The sequence below is a fragment of the Comamonas sp. C11 genome, assembly GCF_024496285.1.
Lineage (GTDB): Bacteria > Pseudomonadota > Gammaproteobacteria > Burkholderiales > Burkholderiaceae_C > Comamonas > Comamonas testosteroni_F.
Genome location: NZ_CP101744.1, coordinates 122,054 through 141,924, shown reverse-complemented (window position 1 = coordinate 141,924; position 19,871 = coordinate 122,054). Strand labels below are relative to the sequence as shown.

Below are 19,871 nucleotides of genomic sequence, written 5' to 3'. Positions count from 1 at the left end.
AAATCACCTTAGAAAATCGGATATGCGCGACCAATTATTTGCTCCTGTTTGATGGTTCCCCAGTAACGCGAATCAAAGCTGGTGTAGCTGCTTCCCATAACCCAGTATTGATCATCCATAAGCTTCTTCTTCCCCACAAAGCTCTTCTCGGTTCCTCCAATCTTCATGATCAATGGCAGGCCGCTTGCCAGTGTCCTATCGTTAACTTTCACATCCATCTGCGGATCAACCTCGACCACATCTCCTGGAATTGCGCGAAGATATTTCACCATCCAAGTTCCATCCTTAAACAACGGCTGGAGTCCGTTTGCCTTGAATGCGTATATCTTGTCTTTCTCAATATTTTGATTTTTCAGATCAATTAAATACACCGAATAGTTTGGTATACACCTATCAATTTGCGAATCAATTCCAATACGGTAGCGAGACATAAATGCACCGCCGCCTAGAAGTATAAAAAGAGCTACTGATGCTAACTTAGGTAAATAGACCTTCCAAGCCTGCTTCTTGACAACAAGCTTCATTTAAATAGTTCCTGATCCACAATAATGTCTTGTGGAGCAGCCAAGACTGCCCCGGCGTCAATAACCAGATATCCGGCCTCTTTCAGCTTCAGAATTCCATTATTGGTCTGCACCATGAGCGCATCGACTTCTTGAGGCGTAGCCCCCTGCGGGTAACTAGAGGCCAATTTCGTCAGATCGACAACTGCAATATTAGGAATCTGGCTAAGCCTCTTATCAATTTTTTTATCTAGGTAGTAATATCCAGCTGCATTCATAGCAACCAGGACGACAGAGAAAATTGCGAATGTTGTTTTGGAAATCATTGACGTACCCCTTGCTGGCGTTCTCTAATTACGTGACGGATAGCCTCAGCATAGCTAAAGCCTTGATCAAAAGATCTTTTAATTTGGTTAGTATCAACCGGGTTGGTTGAATAGAGTAGCTTCTGAAAATCAGGAACAATCAAGCGCCCTACACCAATGCCCGCTTTTGTTTTCAAGAAAATCTCTGAATATACGCCTTGGACTGTGTGCACCGTTAGAAGTGTGTTATACCCACCATCTGACAATGACAGTCGCTTTGTTGCCCTAACCGATTCCACCGATTCTGCTGTTTGTCCTAGCAGGTACATACTAGAAGAGTTTTCCGCAATTGCTCGACCTACGGCATTCTCATAAAGGTCATTAATTGATTGCGTGGCAATAATCACAGAACCGCCATACTTACGGAACTTTCGGTATGCGTGCTCCATGAATACAGCAACCTCCCCCTCCTTCAACAGGTCCCAAGCCTCATCAATGATTACAACCTTCTTTCTGTTCTTTTCACCCAGGAAAACTTCGTTCTGGATCTGCTGAATAAGCTGCAGAAGGACAACCTGACGCAAATGCTTTCGTCCTTGCAGGTCGTCAAGCTCAACCACTGTTAATTGGGATTGGAACTGTGTTGCAAAGTCGCCCTTGAAATACTTACCGTAGCTACCCTTCGATGTAAATGCATACAACTGAGTCCCAATATCGCTTAATCGAGTATCACCACTCTTCAAGCATCGTTCCGCAATATCGTCGATTTGTGTCTTTTTTCCCTTTTCATGCCAAATTTCGTTAATGACACGTTTCAATGAAGCTATCTGCCACTCATCTAGGGTTCCCTTTGCAGATGCCATTGCTGCAATATTCGCATTAATTGCATCTTCATCTTCGTCAAACTCTTCAATATTTGCAAATGGGGCTAAGCAAACTTTGGAGTTTTCCCCAAAGTGCACAAACTCCCCCTTCAATGTTGCGCAGAGCTTTTCATAAGATCGCCCAGCATCAATAACCCAGACCTGCGCACCCTCAGAAAGATATGAAGTAATGAGTTCATTTACTTCAAACGACTTTCCAGAACCAGATTCAGCCGCTATGACCAAGTTTTTGTTGGTATCGCTGTCATGTAACGACTGGCTCATGATTTGCCCGTTGCGGGATATCAATGTTGCATGGAATGTCCCAGTTCCTTTCCACTCACCAAATATCGGCAACATTGGAACCACTTGCTCTGTGGACATCGTTTTGTAGCGATATAAATCAAGAATTGCCTTGCGATCAGTGCACAATGGGAGATGATTAATAAAAATTGGAAGACAAACAAATTTGTCCTCCATCATTTCAAATCGTGACTCTCGCCAGATATTTCGCGCTTTAGTCGCAGCTTCTTCGGCTCGCTCAGCTGTCGGAGCGAAGATAGCCAACGTGTATGTTGTCTTAATGGGCCTGGAGCCTTCTTTCAACGATTCATACAGAACATCGAAACTGTGCTTTTTATCGGCCAATACAGGAACAAATTTCAGCAGCGGTCCATACGCCTGGTTCACCGTGAATTGCCGCTTGCGTTCAAGTTTCGTTTTTTCCGATTCATGGTCAGGATAGAAAACATTCATACAGATGAAGTAGTTTTCCTTGACCCCTGAATCAGTACCAGCCAGATCCCCGATATATGCCAGTGCATCACCAAAGAACATTTTGTCTGGTGTCTTTTTGGCTGAGAGAACTTTGACGTGATAGTCACCAATGACTAATTTGTTCTTATAGACATCTATTTGCGTATCAAAGTCCAGAAGCTGATCGCATATAGCTTTGTCCTGATCGAGATTGTCATTCTCGTGCTTCCAACTCGCATCAGTGCCCCAATTAAGGATGGTCCCCATCACACGCTTGTATTGAGCTGAAGTCATTGCATGCGGTGCAACACCTATGCTCTGAATTGAAGCTTCACATTTCGTTCGTATCTGTTTCAGTTCCAGATACTCTTTTTCAGTTGGGAAGCGACCTGAGATTGGTATCTTGAAAGATATGATCAATTTTTGATCATGTACGATCCCGTTATCATAGATACCTCGATCATTCGTGGCCGTTATTCTTTCCCGAGTATGCTTTTTTAAGAATTCAGCACGCTCTTGGATAGTCGCGGATAGAATCTCATGTCGAAATCCATCTCTCAGACCAAGAATTTTGTAGATTTCTTGGCTAATGTCAGGGGAGCGAAACGAGAAAAATTGAGCTATCGTGTTTTTGGGATAGTCCTGTGTCATGAACCCATTAACACGATCTTGTATTTTTTCATCTGCGCCATTGAGAGGCTGACAGATGAACCCAAAGCCTACTGTTTGATCATCACAGATAAATAGCTTTTGATCTTCATCATATGCGAGTACCGGAAAAAGAGTGGCGGCTCTGCATGAGGCAGGAATATATGTGTCGCCTTCAACTTTTCGAATTGTTGCCAGCATTATTTATTCCCCGCAAGCCATTCAGCCATCTTTGCAGGATAGCCTTTCGCATATCGTCCATTGGGAGCTATTACCATAGGGACACCTTCAACGCCCAAAATCTGGGCTGCAATAAGTGTCTTGTCGTACCCTTCAGTATTGCAGTTGGGGATTTGGGCTAAGCTTTGAATTGCATTAGTCGTGAAGGCTTCGAATGTTTTATTCTTATCCTTTGCACAGAATATTTGCTTGGAAAGCACGTTCGATTTATCGCCTAGTGCAGGAACAACAATAAAGCGGAACGTATAGTCTTTCAGCAATGATTTTGATTCGGTCATCAACTTGTGACACACAGCACAGTATGGGTCTACAAATACCACGACCTCATTTTTCCCTGTACCAATGCTGATTGCGTTCAAGCTTTTGGGGTCGAGGCCAAGTGCTTTGAAGTTGAGAGTTTCAGATGCGTCCCGCATCTGTTTCATAGTGCTCAGCTCTTTTTTGGACCAAAGATCAATTACTTGGCCAGTAAATACAAATCGTCCGTTATCGCTAACGAACATAATTTGCCCCTTACTTTGAATTGCCTGAAGCCCTTTAACAGGCAGCTTCACCATGTCTTCGATGTTCGCACCACGAGCATCAGTAATTTCAAGTGGTGCTGCGTTTGCTATGGACAACGCACCAGACAGAACGGCGAGCAAGAAACTTTTTCGCATGCGAAACCCCAGTTATAGATGTTTCCAGTCTAGTTTTGAGGCTGCTAAAGTCTCTCTTCGGTGGAAGCCCATAATGGGCAACCCAAGCACTTTCACCCGATCCCTGAAAAAGAAAGAGCGCCCCTTGGGCGCTCTTTCGATGTCTTGATTTTGCCGGTTGACTTAGCAGCCGAGGCCGTTGCACATCGTGATCAGGCTTGGCACTGCTTTGTGGGCTACCGGAATGGTTGCCGACATGATGGATTCGATGATCGTTGGCGCGTTGTAGAGGCCCATGCCACCGCCAACGCCCATGGCAAAGGCCATCAAGCTCTGACGTGCAATTCCGCCGATGATGCCCACCAGGATGATTGCGCCCGCCACAATGCGACCCAGCGTACCTTGTGTCCAGTCCTTGAGGGTGTTCCATACATCGTCGAACTCGGAGCCACCGCCGCCCGCCAATGCGAAGTCAGGGGTCATCAGAACAACGATGCTTGCCAGTACCAGGCCACCAGCGATCAAATGCTTCTTTTTGACCTTTGCCACGAAATTGCTCTGGCTCAGGGCAATCAGCTTGTTGTGTGTGAGTGTGCTCATGCTTGAACTCCTATTGTTTAATTAAGTCGATTCCGTTTTTGAGAGGCGATTTCTCGCTGTTGCTGTATCTGCTCTTGGCGAATCTCCCTCTCCTCTCGCTGTCTCTCCAGGCGAGCTTCACGCTCTGCACTCATCGCGGTATTGCCGATGCCTGTCGTTGGTGCGTCCAGTGATTGAAGTGGCCTGAGCACTGGATCGGAGGCCGTCATCGGTTCACCGACCACCCAGCGCCTGGGTTCAATTTCTGTGTATATGTATCCAGTAGTGTTCAGATCTCCATTGCTGTCCTCCCATGGAGCAACCCAAATCCGCATGACTTGAGCTGGTGTTCGGATTGGGACCGGGCGATCAGGCAACCTTGGGGCCACATAGTTATCAACCACATCGTTTGGACTCGCCTGCTTAACGCCCGATTCATTGGATTTACCTACGCCGGTCTTGTGGACCATCTCAGCTTCATGCTGCTCAGCCTCCCTTCCCCTGACCATTGGGGCAGGAACTTGCCCATTGTTGGTAGCGACATAGACATCCCGAGCTGACATGCATTGCACGCCGTTCGGAAGGCCTGGACATCCGTAATCCTCTGCCCCGATATTCATCATCGAGCAGCCACTGAGCAGCACTGCTACAGCGGGAAGAATCACACGTTGAACGGATCGTAAGGACAACTTCATTTTTTGCTTCACCTCCAAATTGCCCGTTTCGGACAATTCATGTTTTGTTCTAGCGCTTGCGCTTCAGGTTGCGGATCTGCAGTCGCGCGCCGCGCGTCACAATCACATCCAATTGACGCCCAGCATCGATCTCAATGACTGGGAAAATACCTTCCGCCATTTCGATATAGAACTTGGCAATTCGATCTAATGCGCTCGATGCCCCCTTAACTGCCGCGCCTTGGAAAAGATCGGAAGACAATGGAGACTGGAATTCGGTTCGATTTGAGCCAGTCGTGTTGATGGTTGGGACTACATTAACGTCCATTGCTTTTGATGCTCCGCCTAAGAAACCAGCAATCAGGCTTTTAGCGACCATCTGTCCTTGTTTTGAAACCAATCGACCTCTTACACCAGCTTTTCCATCTTCGCCAACCGCATACGAGTCAAGCCGAGCTTCAATAACTCCACCATCCTCCCTGATACAAGAGAATGTCTCACCGCGTAAATACGCACGCTCTGAGCTTAGGTCCCCATACCCAGAGAGAATCATGAAGCACTCTCTGACATCGGCGCGAAACTTGTTAGGCAGAATTGCCTCTTTCTGAATGCGTAGAGTTGATGGGAATGGATCTTTGCGCGCACCTTGACCAGTAGGAGCATCCATACCATTTATCAGCGTTCCAGTAATAATGGAACCTGCTGGCAAATACGACATGGTTTGCGACTCGTCCTCTTTGGGTTTCGACTTCGACTTTTCTTCTGCTTGAGAAATACTTACGATCCGCATTTCTTGCTGCTCTGCACTCAGACCTGCAACCTGCTTGTCGTCACTTTCACCAGTGTCTGTTCCTCCTGGATGATCGTGTTGACGAATTTTCTTGGTGTGGGGAAGAGGTGCGGATTTGAATACCGAGGCAGGGTCGTTGAAGTCCACTTTCTGATCAATATAGCTTTGCTGCACCACAGCTGGTTCCCCACCAGGCTTGCTCCCTCCAGCTTCAGCCCCCTTTCCAGCTTCATCACCTTTGGGAGGGGCAGGATTTTTCGCCTCGACCATATCAATCAAACGGTCAATATCAGCCCTCATGCGAGCGCTCTCAGCCGTATTTTCTTCCGAGGTTGAGTCAGGCTTTTGATTTACTCCCTCTTTCTTTATGCGCTCTTGCTCGCGCTCAACTCCCTTCATCCTATTTTCCAGCGCTTTCAGGGAGCCAGAAATTGAGTCGATGCCAACGTCCCGCGTGTTCTTATCAGTCAGGATGCTCTTGATGGATTCATGGCGTCCTCGTTGTTTTTTCTCTTCTGGTGGCGAGGTGGTCAGTGCCATAGCACCAAGGATGACTACACCGATTGCAGATACCGCAACCAGCCGTTTGACCTTGGGGGTCAGCTGCCCCCATTGCTGCATCAAATTCAATTCCGGCCTCCTATCAGGGATGGACGCTGAGACATCGAGCTAGGAGCATGCCCTTGCTTCACTGCCACATAGACCTCTGTGCGCTGTCCTGGCTCCAGCACCTTCAGTGGCCAGCTGGTGATGGCTGCTGTATTCCAGTTTGCACACTGAGATTCACGAAACTCAACCAGATCCTGGCTGTCGTTACGCGCTACGCCGACATAAACATTCAGGTTATGGCCAGCCATGTACTGGCCTGCTGCGAAATCAACCGACAGCCCAGGGATAGAACACTTAGGTGCCTTTGCTGCGAGTTCGCGCGGTGTCGCTGTCATCGTGAACCCTTGAGGGATTTCATTCAGCGCGAGTTTTCTGAACAGCGTTCTGATAGTTTCGATGTAAGGCTGGCTAGTTTCCCAAGCCTCAGCTTTGGCATTTGCACTAGCCCGGACCCCACCCATACCACCAGCAAATGAGCCATCAAGCTTAACGAATACTTCGCGCGGTGGAATTTTGCGTGGAATCATCGTCAAACTTAGTGCTTGCGATTCACTCCCCTTCTCGGTGATGAACATCGTCACAGGGCTTTCTTTAAGAGTGGCGATATAAATTACGTTGTCCTTAATACAGACTTCACCGCATTTATCTTTCTCACCCCCTCCACCACCGGAACTAAGAGTCGTAGAGGTGATATCGGGTGTACTAAATGGAGTCACAATACGATTTGGATGCCCAATAGCAATTGGAATGATCTGGTTCACCCCTGGCTTCATCGTTATATGTGAACTACTGTTGATATTCCCTGAGAAATTTCCAGAGTCCACACCTGCTTCAGCACCTTGGCCCCTGGCCTTCTGATTGTTAACCACAGCAGATCGACTTCCTATCGGAGCCGGAACGTTCTCACGCATGACTCCAGCAGGCACCACAGGGATATCATCCATGGTCGGTGTTTTATCTTGTGCATGCACATGACCAGCAATTGCAAGGCTCACGGCCAGCAGGTATTTAGAATTCGCTTTCATCACTCGAATTTCTTTGCATATCATCTTCGTTCTGCTCCTGGATTCTTTTCTCTTTTTCCTCGCGCATCTCTCTTTGTTCTTCTTTGCGCTTCAGATTCGCTTCAATGGTTTTTGTGCGCGGACGACCGGCGTATGTATCGATGTAGTCAATTTGAGGTGCGTACTTGGCAATCTTTATGCGGAATTCATATGTTCTGTCAGTACGCGACTCTTTAGAGCTTGCGCCCTTGGCAAACGAATACCCATAAACAAACACCTTATCCGTTCCCATTTCATATTCAACATGACGCGGTTCAAAACGGAGTGAAACTCGGTCATCTTTGATTTGCCGAGACTGCACCTCAAGAATTTCAATGATTTGAGAGTAAATTTTTGGAGCGAAAAATGGTGTTGTCCGTGTCTTAACAAAGTCCACTGTTGCGGGTGTTACGTTGCCGAACAACTGTGCAAACGCCAATGCCCAAGACTCTTTATATGATCGTGATGCAGATTTCTCACCCAGCCAAGCGTCTTCAGTTAATGTGAATGGGACGATTTCAACAATGGTTTCTTTGGTGAGGACTTTTACGACCAATAAAGCATTGATCGCAATAAGACCCCCCATAAAAACTCGACCCCAATGGATCTCCGTCTGCATCCACGCATACTTCTTCAGGTAATTATTGATGTTCATGCCACGAACGTCCTGATGAATGGGTTGACCATCGAGCGTCCTTTGGAGAAGGCTGCACCAGTCCAATAGAGCATGTGCAACAAATAGCCATCAGGATTGCTGTCCTTGAATCGACGGTAGAGGTTTGTGACAAGCATCCCGGCCAGCACGCAAAGCAGAGCTTTGCCGACCACAACACCCACAACAAGCCCTAGCAGCATGGGAGCTAATTCATCGGCGCTCCAGAGCATCAGATGTGGCGGCTCATCGATACGACGAGGGATTTCAATCAACTTCATGCGAACTTTCTCCTTGACTCGAATTCTTCAGAGTTCAAAGGAAAAACGTGCATGACCAAACGCCCATAGAGGGCAACTCCAGCACTATCGGGCGCTGTAAGAAGCATCGGCTGGCAATCTATCTTTTTCGCATGCGAAAAAGTCTTTCCTTGCCTCAGCCAAAAAAGAAGGGCACCCCAAATGGATGCCCTTCTTATGCGCGGTTGGATGCTGTTGCTATCAAATTCGCTTCTGGACGTTACCCATGGCCAGACCTATCAAGACGATAGTGCCCATCAGCGCCACAGGGATGATGATCGGGTTCAACGCGATGGGAGCCATAAACGCTGCTAGCAGACCGAACACCAAGTAGCTCGCTCCGCGAACTGCATATCGATGCATGACTGGGCTTGAGTAGTCAAAGTTGGTCCGTTTGATTTTCCAGGTCATCAACCCATCGTAGCTCGCCGGAATGAACAAGATCAACATGTAAGGCAACCAGGCCATGAGAAGTGCAAGTCGTGAAAAGAACTGGTATGCGGCATTCATGAATGCATTCAGTCGCCCTTCAACCCAGGCGAACCAATCCTGCCCCATCTTCTCCATTCCACGAGAGCGTTTTTTCTCAGTTTCAGTAGGAATAAGCGTATTCAGCGCACCCTCATAAAACCCGGAATCGAGTATTGCGTAGTTATACCAGCCATTTGCTCTCTTCTTCACCCACTCTCTAGTGTCCTCGCCTAGTGTTTGCTCTACATATTTCTGTTCAATATGTATTTGCTTTTTTGTCCAATCACCCGGAATTAAAAGCAAAATTACTGTTGCTTCAAGGAGAAGCAGAATCACCACCACAAACCACGGTTTGTTCATAATTTACTCTCCGCAATACTTTTTTGATTCTTTCATTGGTGATGTAATCATAGACATACCTTCTACTAATTAAATCATCATCCAAAGTAAAGTCACTGCTCTCATGAATCGTTATCCTTGGCTTATTTACCATTACCCAGTCAGCAAATGGAATTCCTTGAGAGACATCCCAAGAGCTTCCATTGCTTGAACAGACTTTCACTCGAAGCGCCAGTACTGTTTCATCAATCAAACACTTAAGAAACATTCCAAGGCGTATTGGATCTAGTATTTTTTTCCCGTTGTTTTCAATCAAGAGAACCGCGTACTGCTCCAAAGCTTCTTCAATAATAGTCTGTATTACAGGTTTCTTATCGGCTTGGATTCCTGCAGTTACATACCTTGTTAACTTCTGAAGTACCAATTCAACATCAGGCCAATCAAACTGCAAAACACTTAGTAATTCATTACTTTTCTTACTATTTGCCTTGATTTTTTCAACCATAGTAAAAGGCAAAGTCGTGTCAATCATTGAAATGACCTCATAGTTCCGATACTTTTCAGAATTGTTTTTTTTCATATCCTCTTATGAAGTCAATATCGGCAACCTCCCCTTTACCACACGCCCGCCTGAAATCTTCCCTATGAACTCCAGGTTCGGCAGCATCCCTAGCAGCTGAGACGGAAAAAGCTCTGCTTCTTCCTCCATCAGGCGCTCCCCCTGGTTGCCACCATGCATGATTGGTTGATCGCCGTCTGTGTTGTGTCCTTGGTTGCGCATGACGTACTTCACGCGCGTCATAGGTAAATTTTCCGCTATGTACTTTTGCGACTCAGTGTCTGTGACGCGAAGAGCAAAAATATTGTTGATATTACCTAGAACTTGTAGCGCCTTCTCTTGACTGCCCAAGCGTGTTGTGAAATCTGCAATCGTTTGTGTCGCAACAAACAATCGCATCTTTGCTCCCCGCCCTTTGTTGAGCAGCTGAATAGTTGGATCATTGAGGACTTCAGCAGCTTCATCGATAAAAATATTGACTGGCCGGTTATCGACGCCGTAGTTGTAGCGATCACCCGCCACCGCTGTCAGGTCCGACAAGTAAATTGATCCGATTGCACTGCCAACCATGCTGTCTGTGAGCGAGTCCAGGCCGATGTAGGCAACCATGCCGTTGTTGATGATCTTCGCGTTATCAGTGATGGGCCTCTCGTCGCTCAGGTCGTTTGGATCTGGCGAGAGCAGTGCCCCGATATCACCGGAAGTCAGCATGTTCATGATGGGCAAGAGGTTCGACACCATCTTGCCGAAGTGGGTGGCGTCATGCTGATACATGTTCAGCAGCCCCTCCAGCTCGGAGCTTGGGAAAGTAGGCTGTATTTCCGCCAGATAGAACTTCATCAGAGCCACAGCCTGTTTGTCGAGACTGGCGTTCTTGACCTTTTCCAAGTATGGTGCGGCCTTCTCTTCCCAATGTGGGTCAACCTTCTCAGAATAGGTCTTAACAGCCTTTACAACCAGGCCTTCAGCCCCGCCTTCAAGGTAGCGACGCAGCTTGATCAAGTTGGGACGCTCGTGGCAGATCAGCAGGCCTTGAACGATATTGTTCAAGGCCTGCCAGCCGAACGACTTGAAGGGATCAGCGCCAGCTTCGCTCGGGATGAGCGCCGCCAGACGGGAAGCAATCTCTGTCCCGCGTGTGAAATTGCGAAGCGGGTCTATTCGCACGGACTCTTCCGGGAAGGCAGGATGGAACTGTATGAAGCGCTCCGGGGTGCCCATTGCTTCACAAGTACGCCGCGCGTTGTCGCGCATCTCCTTATCGCCCTTGGGATCAATGATGATGACCACCTCATTGCGCATGATGGCCTGGGCAATATTCACATCGAATGCGCGCGTTTTGCCACTACCCGTTGTCCCGACCCAAAGTGAGTGCCCTTCTACATGCTTCAAAGGCTGATACAGATCCACCTCATTCGGTTCCACCCCATGAATCCAGGGCTGACCCATCTCCAGTTCTTTGGAAGCTTTGAGGTTCAGCCTCAGCAGCAGCGTTTCGAGCAATGACTTCTGGTTGGTGATGGAAGACCAGTCTCTGCGCAGGATCTCAAAAACGCGCTGTGCGTGGCGGTTTTCCCAGATGAAGCCTTTGCCGAGCCACAGCTCATCCTTGTGTTTGCTGATCATCTTTTGCACCTCTGAAATCTTGATGAATTCCAGTGGTCTGCCCTTAAGGTGCTCTTGCAGCTTGTGAAGCTTGTAGGCCTTCGGAAGTCTGGCCATGGCCATAGTCGCACCTATACCAGCCATCCAGTAGAAAGGCTGCGGGGGCATCTCTGTGACCTGCTGCACACACATTGCTCCAAAGGTGGCCAGCCCCCACCCCATGACCGCGCGCTTTTCATAGTTTGGCCGCCAGGGCATCTCATAGGCCAAAGCATCGTATTCAATTGCCATCTCTATTTCTCCGAATAAATTAATTGGTTTTCGCGGACCTTGAAGCCAAAGCTGCTCATCTTGAAGTGCACCGTCATCAACTCCACGCCTATCAAGTCGTTGGTCATCAGCTGAAGGGTGCGCTTGTCCACCAAAAGCTTTTCTCCCTCACGAATAGGCGCCGATGCAAGCCACGGTCCATTGCCCGCCTTAATCATTTCGATCAACCGTTGGAATGCGCGCTCGATGGGATCGACGCGCACCTCTATCACTTCGCCTGTATCGGGCTTCGCCGCGTTCTGCTTGTCCTTCTTGCCCTTTGGACGAGCTTGTGAATCGGCCCGCTCTTCCGCTCCAGCAGCTGGGCTGGATGACACCTTGGAAATCTCGTGTTCAATGGCCAGGGCTACTGGCGGCTGACTTTCAGTACGCTTTTCATGGGCCGGGATAAATAGTGGAGATTGACGCGGAGCTGCAGCCTCTGCGATGCCCAGGCCTGGATCTGCCCCTCGGCCTTTGGGCTTGACATCACGCAAGGCTGTCTTGGTGCGCTTCTGGCGAACAGGCATCTTGAAGCCCGTGTTCAAGACTGCTTCCGCCAATGCAGCTCCACGCAGCTTGTCCATTGGAGTAGGTTCGCTCGGTGTGACCTCAATGAATTGCACTGGAGCCATCATTGCCAGCTGACAGATTCCAGCTTCTTCCTGCTCTCCTGCTTGAGCGAGCGCCACCCGTATCGCTTCAGATATAGGCTCGCAAAGCACAATGCCCATGTAGCCGTCAAAGTCCCAGACATAGCGGCCTGGAGTTGCTGGATTGATGGAAATTGCGTGTTGCTGGGCCAGTATCTTGATTACCTCAGAGGCTTCGCCACCAATCTTCCTTGCTCCCTCTGGGTAATAGATCGCCGCCTGCTGACCATGCATGAACAAAACTTCCCCAAGGGTCATATCGCGCAGCAATACCGGCATCACGGCAGCCATGATCAATGCCTGCACTTGAGATCCGTATTGAGCCAGTACATCAGCCAAGCCTCCTGAGAGATCGACAGGGCCAGCTCCTGGCTCCGACTGCGTGCATATGGGTTCCTCTGAGAGGACAGGCTCGACCACATCGTTGGCCAGACGCATATGCTCAGGCAAAGGGTCAAATCCCAAACCGATATTGAGATCAATCAGCTCTTGGAGAGGGTTGTATTCAGATGGGGGAGGCAAGACGTGCGATGCCTCTGGCATTGAGTCGGGCGCGGTAGCACTTTCCACCGCAGGAGGTCGAGCTGCTGCATGGACGGCAGCGGGGGGGGGTGCAGATGGAGGCATTGCAGCCTTATGCACTCCATCCTTGCCACTGCCCTTCGACTGTTCCACTGTTCCTAGAGCAGCTGCTGGTCGTCCCCCCTTTGCAGCCTCAGGCTTTGGTCTATCAGCCCTATTTGCTTTGATTTTTGTAGCGCTCTTACCCGTCGCCTGCCCTGCACTTTGAGGCATCGAAGATGGAGTATGCGACTCTGTTGCGCTCGGATAATTTGCTGTCAGTACTGCCAGAAAATCATTGGCAGGACCTACAGTTGCAGGAGCATCCACGTCCGGTTTTGAGCCTGTTGCCTGCGCCAGCATCTGCATAGGAGAGACTTCTACCGAACTCACATGGTCATGTTCCGTTTTTGGCGGTGCAGGTGATTCAGCTACAGATGAGTTTGGAGGCGTTGGCAGCGGATCTGGCTTATGTTGCGCTGCAGCTGCTGGCACTGGGGAGGGGACAGGTGCAAACATGTCCAATCCCATCATGCCTATCCCGGCCAAGGCGGACATGGCATCCTGCTCGGCCTTGAGCACTTCAGCACTGACGCCGATTCCATCTTCATCTACGCCAGCAACCGAGGGCGACTGAATCAAGCCGGATATCAGCGCCAGCATGTTTGAGTTCGACTCAGAAGGCGGCTGAGCAGCAGGCGCACCTTGCGCGCTTACATTAGCTCCTGTGCTTTGAGCAACTGGTGCAGATGATGAAGTATGGGCTGCGGTCTGTCCTGCCGTTTGAATCGGTATTTGTGCGGGTGCTGGTGCTGTTGATGCCGCAGCCGACTGCGCCGATTCATCTGGCGGAAAGCGCATATCCTTCCAGTCATTTTCGGTGCTGCTACCTGGTGCAACGGCTGGAGCATTCAGATCTGTCAGTTGCACGTTGAGAGCGACCTCTTCTGCCGCTGCTTCGCCTGTAACTACCCCTTCGACCGCTGGAGGTGGCTCGGTTGTGAAAACCAAATCAGGAGATTCCAGCCGAAGCATCAGGAGAGGTTTCTCCAACCCCTGGGCCTTCACCAAATCGGGCATGACCTCCCAGTAGCGGTATGTGGCCATATTTCCGTTTTCGGAAACAATGTTCGATACAGCGAAACCACGTTCAACCAGGATATCGGCCAAGGTGTCGGCATCGCGCGGAACGCCCGGTATTTTGTCCTTCTCAACCAGATCCGTGATGTCCTGGGCGGGCTTCCAGACGATGAATACGCCCTGCTTCAAGTGCCAAACTTTCGCGCCCAGCTCGTTCACTTTCCAAGTGCCCTGCTTTACCAATCGGCGTATTGCATCGAACACATATCGCTCGACAGGCACGCCATATGAGAACTCATCGACATTCAGGCGCGACTGCTTCAGGTCACGGGCCACACTCTCCCGGTCAGCCATCAGCATCAGCTTTGTCACAGGCTGATTAACCCCAGTACCTGAGATGGCCTCAAGCATCGCCTCCATGATCTTGGGGCCGCTTTCGCTCAGGAAGCCGCGTGTCTGGTCAGGAAGAATGCGATCTACTGTCAGCAACGAGAACGACTCATGACGCTTATGCCTTTTGTCGCGCCAGCGAATGAAATAACGGTCCACGTTGTTCTTGCGTGCCCACTCATAGAGCGAGTCCCCATAGGGGTTCCAGACGATCTTTCCGTTGCGGTCGGTGATCGACACATCGGACAACGGCTTGCCAACGTCATGCAGCAATCCAGAAAAGCAGCTGGCCAGCCTCCATCTTGGCTCGTTGTCGCGGCGCTCACGCGGTGTGCCCTCGGTCGAAAAGATAACCCCCTCAGAGGCTTGCGCCGACCAGAACGCCACTTCAAGGCCGTGACGAAACAGCCCTCCGGCCCCACGGTGATGGTGTGCCTCTGATGCGGGTAGCAGATGGACAAAAGACGCATAGCGCTCGATGACTGGGACAACCAGGCGATGAAAGTCTTCTTTTTTGAAGCCCAGCGCCATGCGAATGCGCTCTACCAATTCAGCCTGTGTAGCCATGACCCGATCCACAGGCGCGACGGGCATGCCTTTGGCGAAAGGGGGATACCTTGGAATGTCCTCTTCATCGATGTCCAAGATCCGCCCGCTTCCACTGGAATGCACATTCGATGGCGCGCGAGAGGACGTAAATATCCCCTTGAGCGTTTTCAAAAATGGAGCGAGCAAATCTGGAGGCATGGACTGTGCTTTAAAACAATCCGCCGATGCTCCCCCAAAAGCCTTCCAAGACAAGATTACGGAGTGGCCCATTACGGGCAAATCGCGCATCAAGGTATCTGGGTACTGACTTCTAGAATTTTTTATCTGATTTCAAAGGAGTCAAGGCGCTATGCGTCCATACCTATCACTGCTTATTGCTGCAGGCGTACTTTCTGGCTGCGCGGCTTTTCAATCCAAGCCCCCGGAGCCTGTTGTCATCAAAGAAGACGACAAGCCCCAGCGCACGCACCGCCATTTGACAGTGGCCTGGGACAATATTGGCCGTGGTGGAGCCGCTCTACACCAACCAGGCTTTGTCGATGTGCTTAGCAATGAGGACTCACAGACGCAAAGCTATACACCCGCCAAATCCCCGGCCCTCGCGCCAAAGCCTGCACCGAAATCAACACCAGCGATCATCGGCCCAAGCATTGACGAGATGCGCGCCCTCCTGAGCAAGTCTGCAGCCAAGCCAGCCCCCACCACGAACAAAACCAGCTATGCCATTTATGAAATGCGCCGCTGGGAGCGCTACTGCAACGCTGGCCAGGGCATGACCGAACAAGATTGGAAGTTCGTCACGCAAGCCAAGGGGGAAGTTCCAGCCGATGCGATAAGCAGTTGCAGTCGGCCTAACCACAACTATCAGGGTTACAAGGACGCCTGGAAGTCATTTTGTTCTGGCACAACGATTTCAGAATCCCAGCAGGACATTGTTCGCAACTCCACTCGCCCAGCCAGCATCAAGAGCTGCAAGGGCAAGCTCTAAGAGGCTGCAATGTACTTCCAGAACAATCCACGCGATCTGCAACTGCACGACCGCTTCTGCGGACACAACCCAGTCGAGGTCTGGCGCAATCGCCCCTTGAAACACAAGCTCAAACATAGATTCAATGTTTGCGCTGCTTTCGTCTTAGGCGAGGTCAGCATTCATTCGTTTTGGCTAGGGATACGACATCCTGAGTACATGGTTGCGCTGGCCTTGCGCAGACACGTAGCGAACATCAGCCGAGGCATGATTTTCGTATGCCCCGAAGCATTGGCCATGGTGGAAGAAATGCACCGCCCAAGCACAGCCAACGAGCAAGAGCGCTCTCAACTCATCGGGCGAGCGTGAATCATGGATCTGTATATCTGCGAGAAGCCAGCCCAAGGCAAAGACCTTGCAGGAGTGCTGGGCGTGCGCCAGTACAACGATGGCTACATCACAGGCGGCGACATCGCCGTCACCTGGGGCTTTGGCCACCTGTATGAGCAGTTGATGCCAGAGGACTACGACCCACGATATGAAGGCTATGAGTCCTGGAATGACCTGAGCCTGCTTCCGTTTGTGCCTTCGTCATGGGGCTACAAAATGAAGGAAAAAACGGCCAAGCAGACAAAGACCGTGTTGGGTTTGATACAGAAAGCTTCGACCGTATACATCTCTACGGACTTCGACCGTGAAGGTGAGGCCATTGGCAGAATCTTGTTGGCCCAGGCCAACTACAAAGGTCCAATAAAGCGGGTGTGTCTTACCGCTTTGGATAACCAGAGCATTAAGAAGGCGCTGGCCAATGTCAAAGACGGCAGTGAAACCCTTCCGCTCTTTCATGCGGCATTGGCCCGAAGCCGCGCAGATTTCCTTGTCGGGATGAACCTGACTCGCCTGTACACCGCATTGGCAAGATCCATTGGCTTCCGCGAGATATTGAACATTGGTCGCGTGCTCACAGCAACGGTCAATCTGGTGTGTGAACGCGAGCGCGCCATCGCAAGCTTCCAACCTACCCCCTTCTGGACCATTCAAGCCCAGGTCAACACGACCAAGGGGAGCTTCAAGGCCAGCTGGAAACCTCCGCAGACTCATGCGGATGCCAACGGCAGATGCAATCAAGGGGACTTTGCCCGTGGCGCGGCACAGGCATGCAACGGTGCTGCTGCTCAGATTGTTCGCTCGGAACAAAAGCCAGAGTCGGAGACTGCCCCCCTGCTGTTCGATCTCACATCGCTACAGCAGTACGCGAACAAGCGCTGGGGCTACACCGCCGATGAGGTGCTGGCTATCGGACAGGCACTATACGAAAAGCACAAGCTACTGACCTACCCGCGATCTGACAGCCGGTATCTGCCTCAGGACCAGCAGGGAGATGTGCCCGATGTACTAAGCGCCATGGTCAAAACTGACCCAAGCATCGCAGGCCTTGTGCAACTGGTCGATCCCGAGCGCAAATGCCGTGTGTTCAACGACTCTAAGGTTACGTCACACCACGGCATCATTCCCACCTTTCAAGCCGGTTCAATCGACAGCCTGAATGAACAAGAGCGCAATATCTATGACATCGTGCGCCGTTACTACCTGGCGCAGTTTCTACCTGCACATGAGTACCTGCGTTCGGAAATCACAGTCCAATGCGGCCCTCATCTTTTCCTGGCCACTGGGAATGTGACAACCAGCCCTGGCTGGAAATCGGCCTTCGGCAGTGACATCGACATCGATCCCCCAGACGAAGAAGTTGCAGATGAACAAGAAGGCACCGGTTCTGCTGCGCTTCCGGCAGTGGTTACGGGTGATGCCTGCATCCTGGCCAAGACCGAGCTGGGCGAAAAAGTGACGCGCCCGCTGCCCTATTTCACCGAAGCCGCATTGCTTGGCGCGATGGAGAACATTGCGCGCTTCGAAACCAACGAGCAGTTGCGGAAGGTCCTCAACGAGAAATCAGGCATTGGCACCCCTGCCACCCGCGCAGGAATGATTGAGGGTGCAGTGGTGCGCAAATTTTTCGTTCGTAAGAAACGCGCTATACGCGCGACGGACAAGGCCCATGCGCTCATGGCCATCCTCCCACCGGCAATCAAACAGCCGTCGATGACCGCCTTGTGGGAGCAAGACTTGGACCGTATTGAGGACGGGACGATTCCTGTGGCCGCGTTTGAAGCCAAGATTACAAACTGGGTCTGCTCGATGGTCAACCAGCTCAAGGCTGCTGCTCCAGTCCTGTCACAAGCGGACGGACCGATGGCCAAAGCCTTTGAAGCCGCCATGCCCCAGAAGCACGAATGCGTTTTCGGCTGTGGCGGCCAGATGATGCGCTTCAAAGGTTCCAACGGGATGTTCTGGGGTTGTCAGAACGCCGAATGTAAGAAGACCTGCAGCGACAGTCGCGGCAAGCCGCAAAAGCCGCTTGCCAGCGATGAAGACGCACCCGACTGTCCAACCTGCGGCGGTCCTACCAAGCTGCGCAAAGGTAAGCCTAAGGACGGGAAGCGCGCTCAGAATTTCTGGGGGTGCTGCGACTATCCGAACTGCAAAGGGATTCTGCCCTTCGTCAAGCCCAAGCCTGGTGCCAAGGGAAAGCTAAGGATCTTCAATAGCTAAGGCTCTTCTAGGCAAGTTTTCACATATCGACCACGCAGATCCAGGCGGACTTGCATTTTTCCCATGCGCTTTAACTTGTTGTGAAGCTCCAGCTTCACGGCCCCGCCCTCAGCTCCATTGAAGAAACTGCATTCACCTCGAAGAAGGAAATTAATGTCAGCACGTTCAGTCGCTCTCAAATCCAGCGTTGATATCTGTCCCTGTCCTGCATGTGGCAACCGAACGCACTTCAACCTGCACTCCGAGCGCGGAGGCGAGGATTTCTGCGCAGTCTGGTTGAGCTGCATCTGTGGCCTAGAGCCGCCCAGCACCTTTCGAGCTGAGGACATCTGGGGAGGACTCAGTGTGCCAATGCTGGTCACAGCTATCGATCAATGGAATAGCTGGCAGCGCGCTCCTCTCCCTGACCAAGGGACTGATCTCGATATGGAGCTTGTCCAAGAATGACCTATTTGCAACGTTTCAAGCCTACAGATGATGACTTCGAGGCCTGCACACATGTGGTCAATGACCGGCCGATCATCGGCGTGAATGCCAAGAACAACAAAGCCAGAGTTCTGGCCATTACTGGAAGCCAGGGTGCTGCAGATGAGCACGAGAGCATCGGGAATGCCTTTCTCTTCGCGGAAGCGGGCACGGTGTTTCATCAGTGCGGCAAATCACCACGCGCAATGCTTGAGGATTACACCGCAATGCTGGCTCTGTTTGACGTTATGCATGCGATAGCCCAGGCCTTGCCTGCGGATGCGCGCGAGCGCGCCGAATCGCTCGTTGGAGTGCTTGAAAAAGCCCACCCGCTACTACCCCGCCCGAATGTAAAAAAAGCTGCTACAGCCCTTTCTGTGCATTCTGGCTTTGCACCAATCTCCGTCACAGCCGAAAGCGCTACATGAATTTCCACCGAGTCATCAACATGACAGTTCTCATCGCGTCAGTACTGCTGCTCGCATGTGCCGCAGACGCCTTTTACGGCGCAACAAACAGCGCGGATGCGTCAAGTGCCCGCGCCCAGGTGCTTGCCGGAGTCTCGTCGGTTGTTGCCCTGGTGCTGACCTTCATCGCCAAGTTCCAGGCCAACAAGATCATCAAGCTCAAAGTCGCCATCGCTTCATTGAATGTGGAAAAGGCAATTCTTGTGTCGGGCGTCAAACGCTGATTCTTTTGGAAATTTGAATTCTC

General features: G+C 50.8%; 17 protein-coding genes and 3 pseudogenes. 5 read left to right on the top strand and 15 right to left on the bottom strand.

Annotated elements, in window-relative coordinates; all coding sequences use genetic code 11:
• Positions 1-8 precede the first annotated feature (8 nt).
• The 15 genes and pseudogenes from NOX35_RS27335 to mobH form a co-directional block, all read right to left on the bottom strand.
• Complete coding sequence (locus NOX35_RS27335; protein WP_182312554.1) at positions 9-524, bottom strand: S26 family signal peptidase; 516 nt, start codon at positions 522-524, stop codon at positions 9-11.
• Positions 521-829 (bottom strand): hypothetical protein, encoded by a 309-nt coding sequence (locus NOX35_RS27330; protein WP_034394022.1) that lies wholly within the window; start codon positions 827-829, stop codon positions 521-523. Before NOX35_RS27330 ends, NOX35_RS27335 begins: the two co-directional genes overlap by 4 nt.
• Positions 826-3,276 (bottom strand): type IV secretion system protein TraC, encoded by a 2,451-nt coding sequence (traC, locus tag NOX35_RS27325; RefSeq protein WP_052052710.1) that lies wholly within the window; start codon positions 3,274-3,276, stop codon positions 826-828. Before traC ends, NOX35_RS27330 begins: the two co-directional genes overlap by 4 nt.
• Entirely contained in the window at positions 3,276-3,974 is a 699-nt protein-coding gene (locus NOX35_RS27320) for a DsbC family protein (RefSeq protein ID WP_034394019.1), read from the bottom strand. Before NOX35_RS27320 ends, traC begins: the two co-directional genes overlap by 1 nt.
• Before the next feature lie 162 nt (positions 3,975-4,136).
• Positions 4,137-4,553 carry a TraA family conjugative transfer protein gene (traA, locus tag NOX35_RS27315; RefSeq protein WP_046461893.1) on the bottom strand — a complete coding sequence of 139 codons (417 nt, stop codon included), beginning with the start codon at positions 4,551-4,553 and terminating at the stop codon, positions 4,137-4,139.
• 167 nt (positions 4,554-4,720) lie between these two features.
• Positions 4,721-5,227: pseudogene (traV, locus tag NOX35_RS27310) on the bottom strand (type IV conjugative transfer system lipoprotein TraV); the annotation flags it as partial.
• 49 nt (positions 5,228-5,276) lie between these two features.
• Complete coding sequence (locus tag NOX35_RS27305; protein ID WP_371878566.1) at positions 5,277-6,617, bottom strand: TraB/VirB10 family protein; 1,341 nt, start codon at positions 6,615-6,617, stop codon at positions 5,277-5,279.
• Between the two features lie 5 nt (positions 6,618-6,622).
• Positions 6,623-7,630 carry a type-F conjugative transfer system secretin TraK gene (locus NOX35_RS27300; protein ID WP_182312556.1) on the bottom strand — a complete coding sequence of 336 codons (1,008 nt, stop codon included), beginning with the start codon at positions 7,628-7,630 and terminating at the stop codon, positions 6,623-6,625.
• Positions 7,614-8,303 carry a TraE/TraK family type IV conjugative transfer system protein gene (locus tag NOX35_RS27295; protein ID WP_046461891.1) on the bottom strand — a complete coding sequence of 230 codons (690 nt, stop codon included), beginning with the start codon at positions 8,301-8,303 and terminating at the stop codon, positions 7,614-7,616. Before NOX35_RS27295 ends, NOX35_RS27300 begins: the two co-directional genes overlap by 17 nt.
• Positions 8,300-8,581 (bottom strand): type IV conjugative transfer system protein TraL, encoded by a 282-nt coding sequence (gene traL / locus NOX35_RS27290; protein ID WP_034367684.1) that lies wholly within the window; start codon positions 8,579-8,581, stop codon positions 8,300-8,302. The genes NOX35_RS27295 and traL overlap by 4 nt, the downstream gene beginning before the upstream one ends.
• 219 nt (positions 8,582-8,800) lie before the next feature.
• Positions 8,801-9,430, bottom strand: coding sequence for a DUF4400 domain-containing protein (locus NOX35_RS27285; RefSeq protein WP_034394014.1), 630 nt, complete (start codon positions 9,428-9,430; stop codon positions 8,801-8,803).
• Positions 9,387-9,989 carry a hypothetical protein gene (locus NOX35_RS27280; protein ID WP_131667130.1) on the bottom strand — a complete coding sequence of 201 codons (603 nt, stop codon included), beginning with the start codon at positions 9,987-9,989 and terminating at the stop codon, positions 9,387-9,389. The genes NOX35_RS27285 and NOX35_RS27280 overlap by 44 nt, the downstream gene beginning before the upstream one ends.
• A gap of 6 nt (positions 9,990-9,995) precedes the next feature.
• The gene (gene traD, locus NOX35_RS27275) at positions 9,996-11,864 is read right to left on the bottom strand and encodes a conjugative transfer system coupling protein TraD (protein WP_034367679.1); all 1,869 of its coding nucleotides are present in this window, start codon (positions 11,862-11,864) and stop codon (positions 9,996-9,998) included.
• A 1,002-nt stretch (positions 11,865-12,866) separates the two neighbouring features.
• Positions 12,867-12,935 (bottom strand): annotated as a pseudogene (locus NOX35_RS28870) (hypothetical protein); the annotation flags it as partial.
• A 1,247-nt stretch (positions 12,936-14,182) separates the two neighbouring features.
• Positions 14,183-15,133, bottom strand: a pseudogene (gene mobH, locus NOX35_RS28865) (MobH family relaxase); the annotation flags it as partial.
• Between the two features lie 331 nt (positions 15,134-15,464).
• On the opposite strand from mobH, the gene NOX35_RS27265 reads away from it, so the two are divergent.
• The 5 genes from NOX35_RS27265 (at position 15,465) to NOX35_RS27245 (ending at position 19,848) form a co-directional block, all read left to right on the top strand.
• Positions 15,465-16,103: a hypothetical protein gene (locus NOX35_RS27265; protein WP_148748270.1), complete on the top strand. Its 639-nt coding sequence runs from the start codon at positions 15,465-15,467 to the stop codon at positions 16,101-16,103.
• 9 nt (positions 16,104-16,112) lie between these two features.
• Positions 16,113-16,451 (top strand): hypothetical protein, encoded by a 339-nt coding sequence (locus NOX35_RS27260; protein WP_034394005.1) that lies wholly within the window; start codon positions 16,113-16,115, stop codon positions 16,449-16,451.
• Positions 16,452-16,454: 3 nt separating this feature from the next.
• Positions 16,455-18,692, top strand: coding sequence for a DNA topoisomerase 3 (locus NOX35_RS27255; protein WP_148748271.1), 2,238 nt, complete (start codon positions 16,455-16,457; stop codon positions 18,690-18,692).
• Positions 18,693-19,135: 443 nt separating this feature from the next.
• Positions 19,136-19,585 (top strand): hypothetical protein, encoded by a 450-nt coding sequence (locus tag NOX35_RS27250; RefSeq protein ID WP_034394002.1) that lies wholly within the window; start codon positions 19,136-19,138, stop codon positions 19,583-19,585.
• 20 nt (positions 19,586-19,605) lie between these two features.
• The gene (locus NOX35_RS27245) at positions 19,606-19,848 is read left to right on the top strand and encodes a hypothetical protein (protein WP_256497043.1); all 243 of its coding nucleotides are present in this window, start codon (positions 19,606-19,608) and stop codon (positions 19,846-19,848) included.
• Positions 19,849-19,871: the final 23 nt, after the last annotated feature.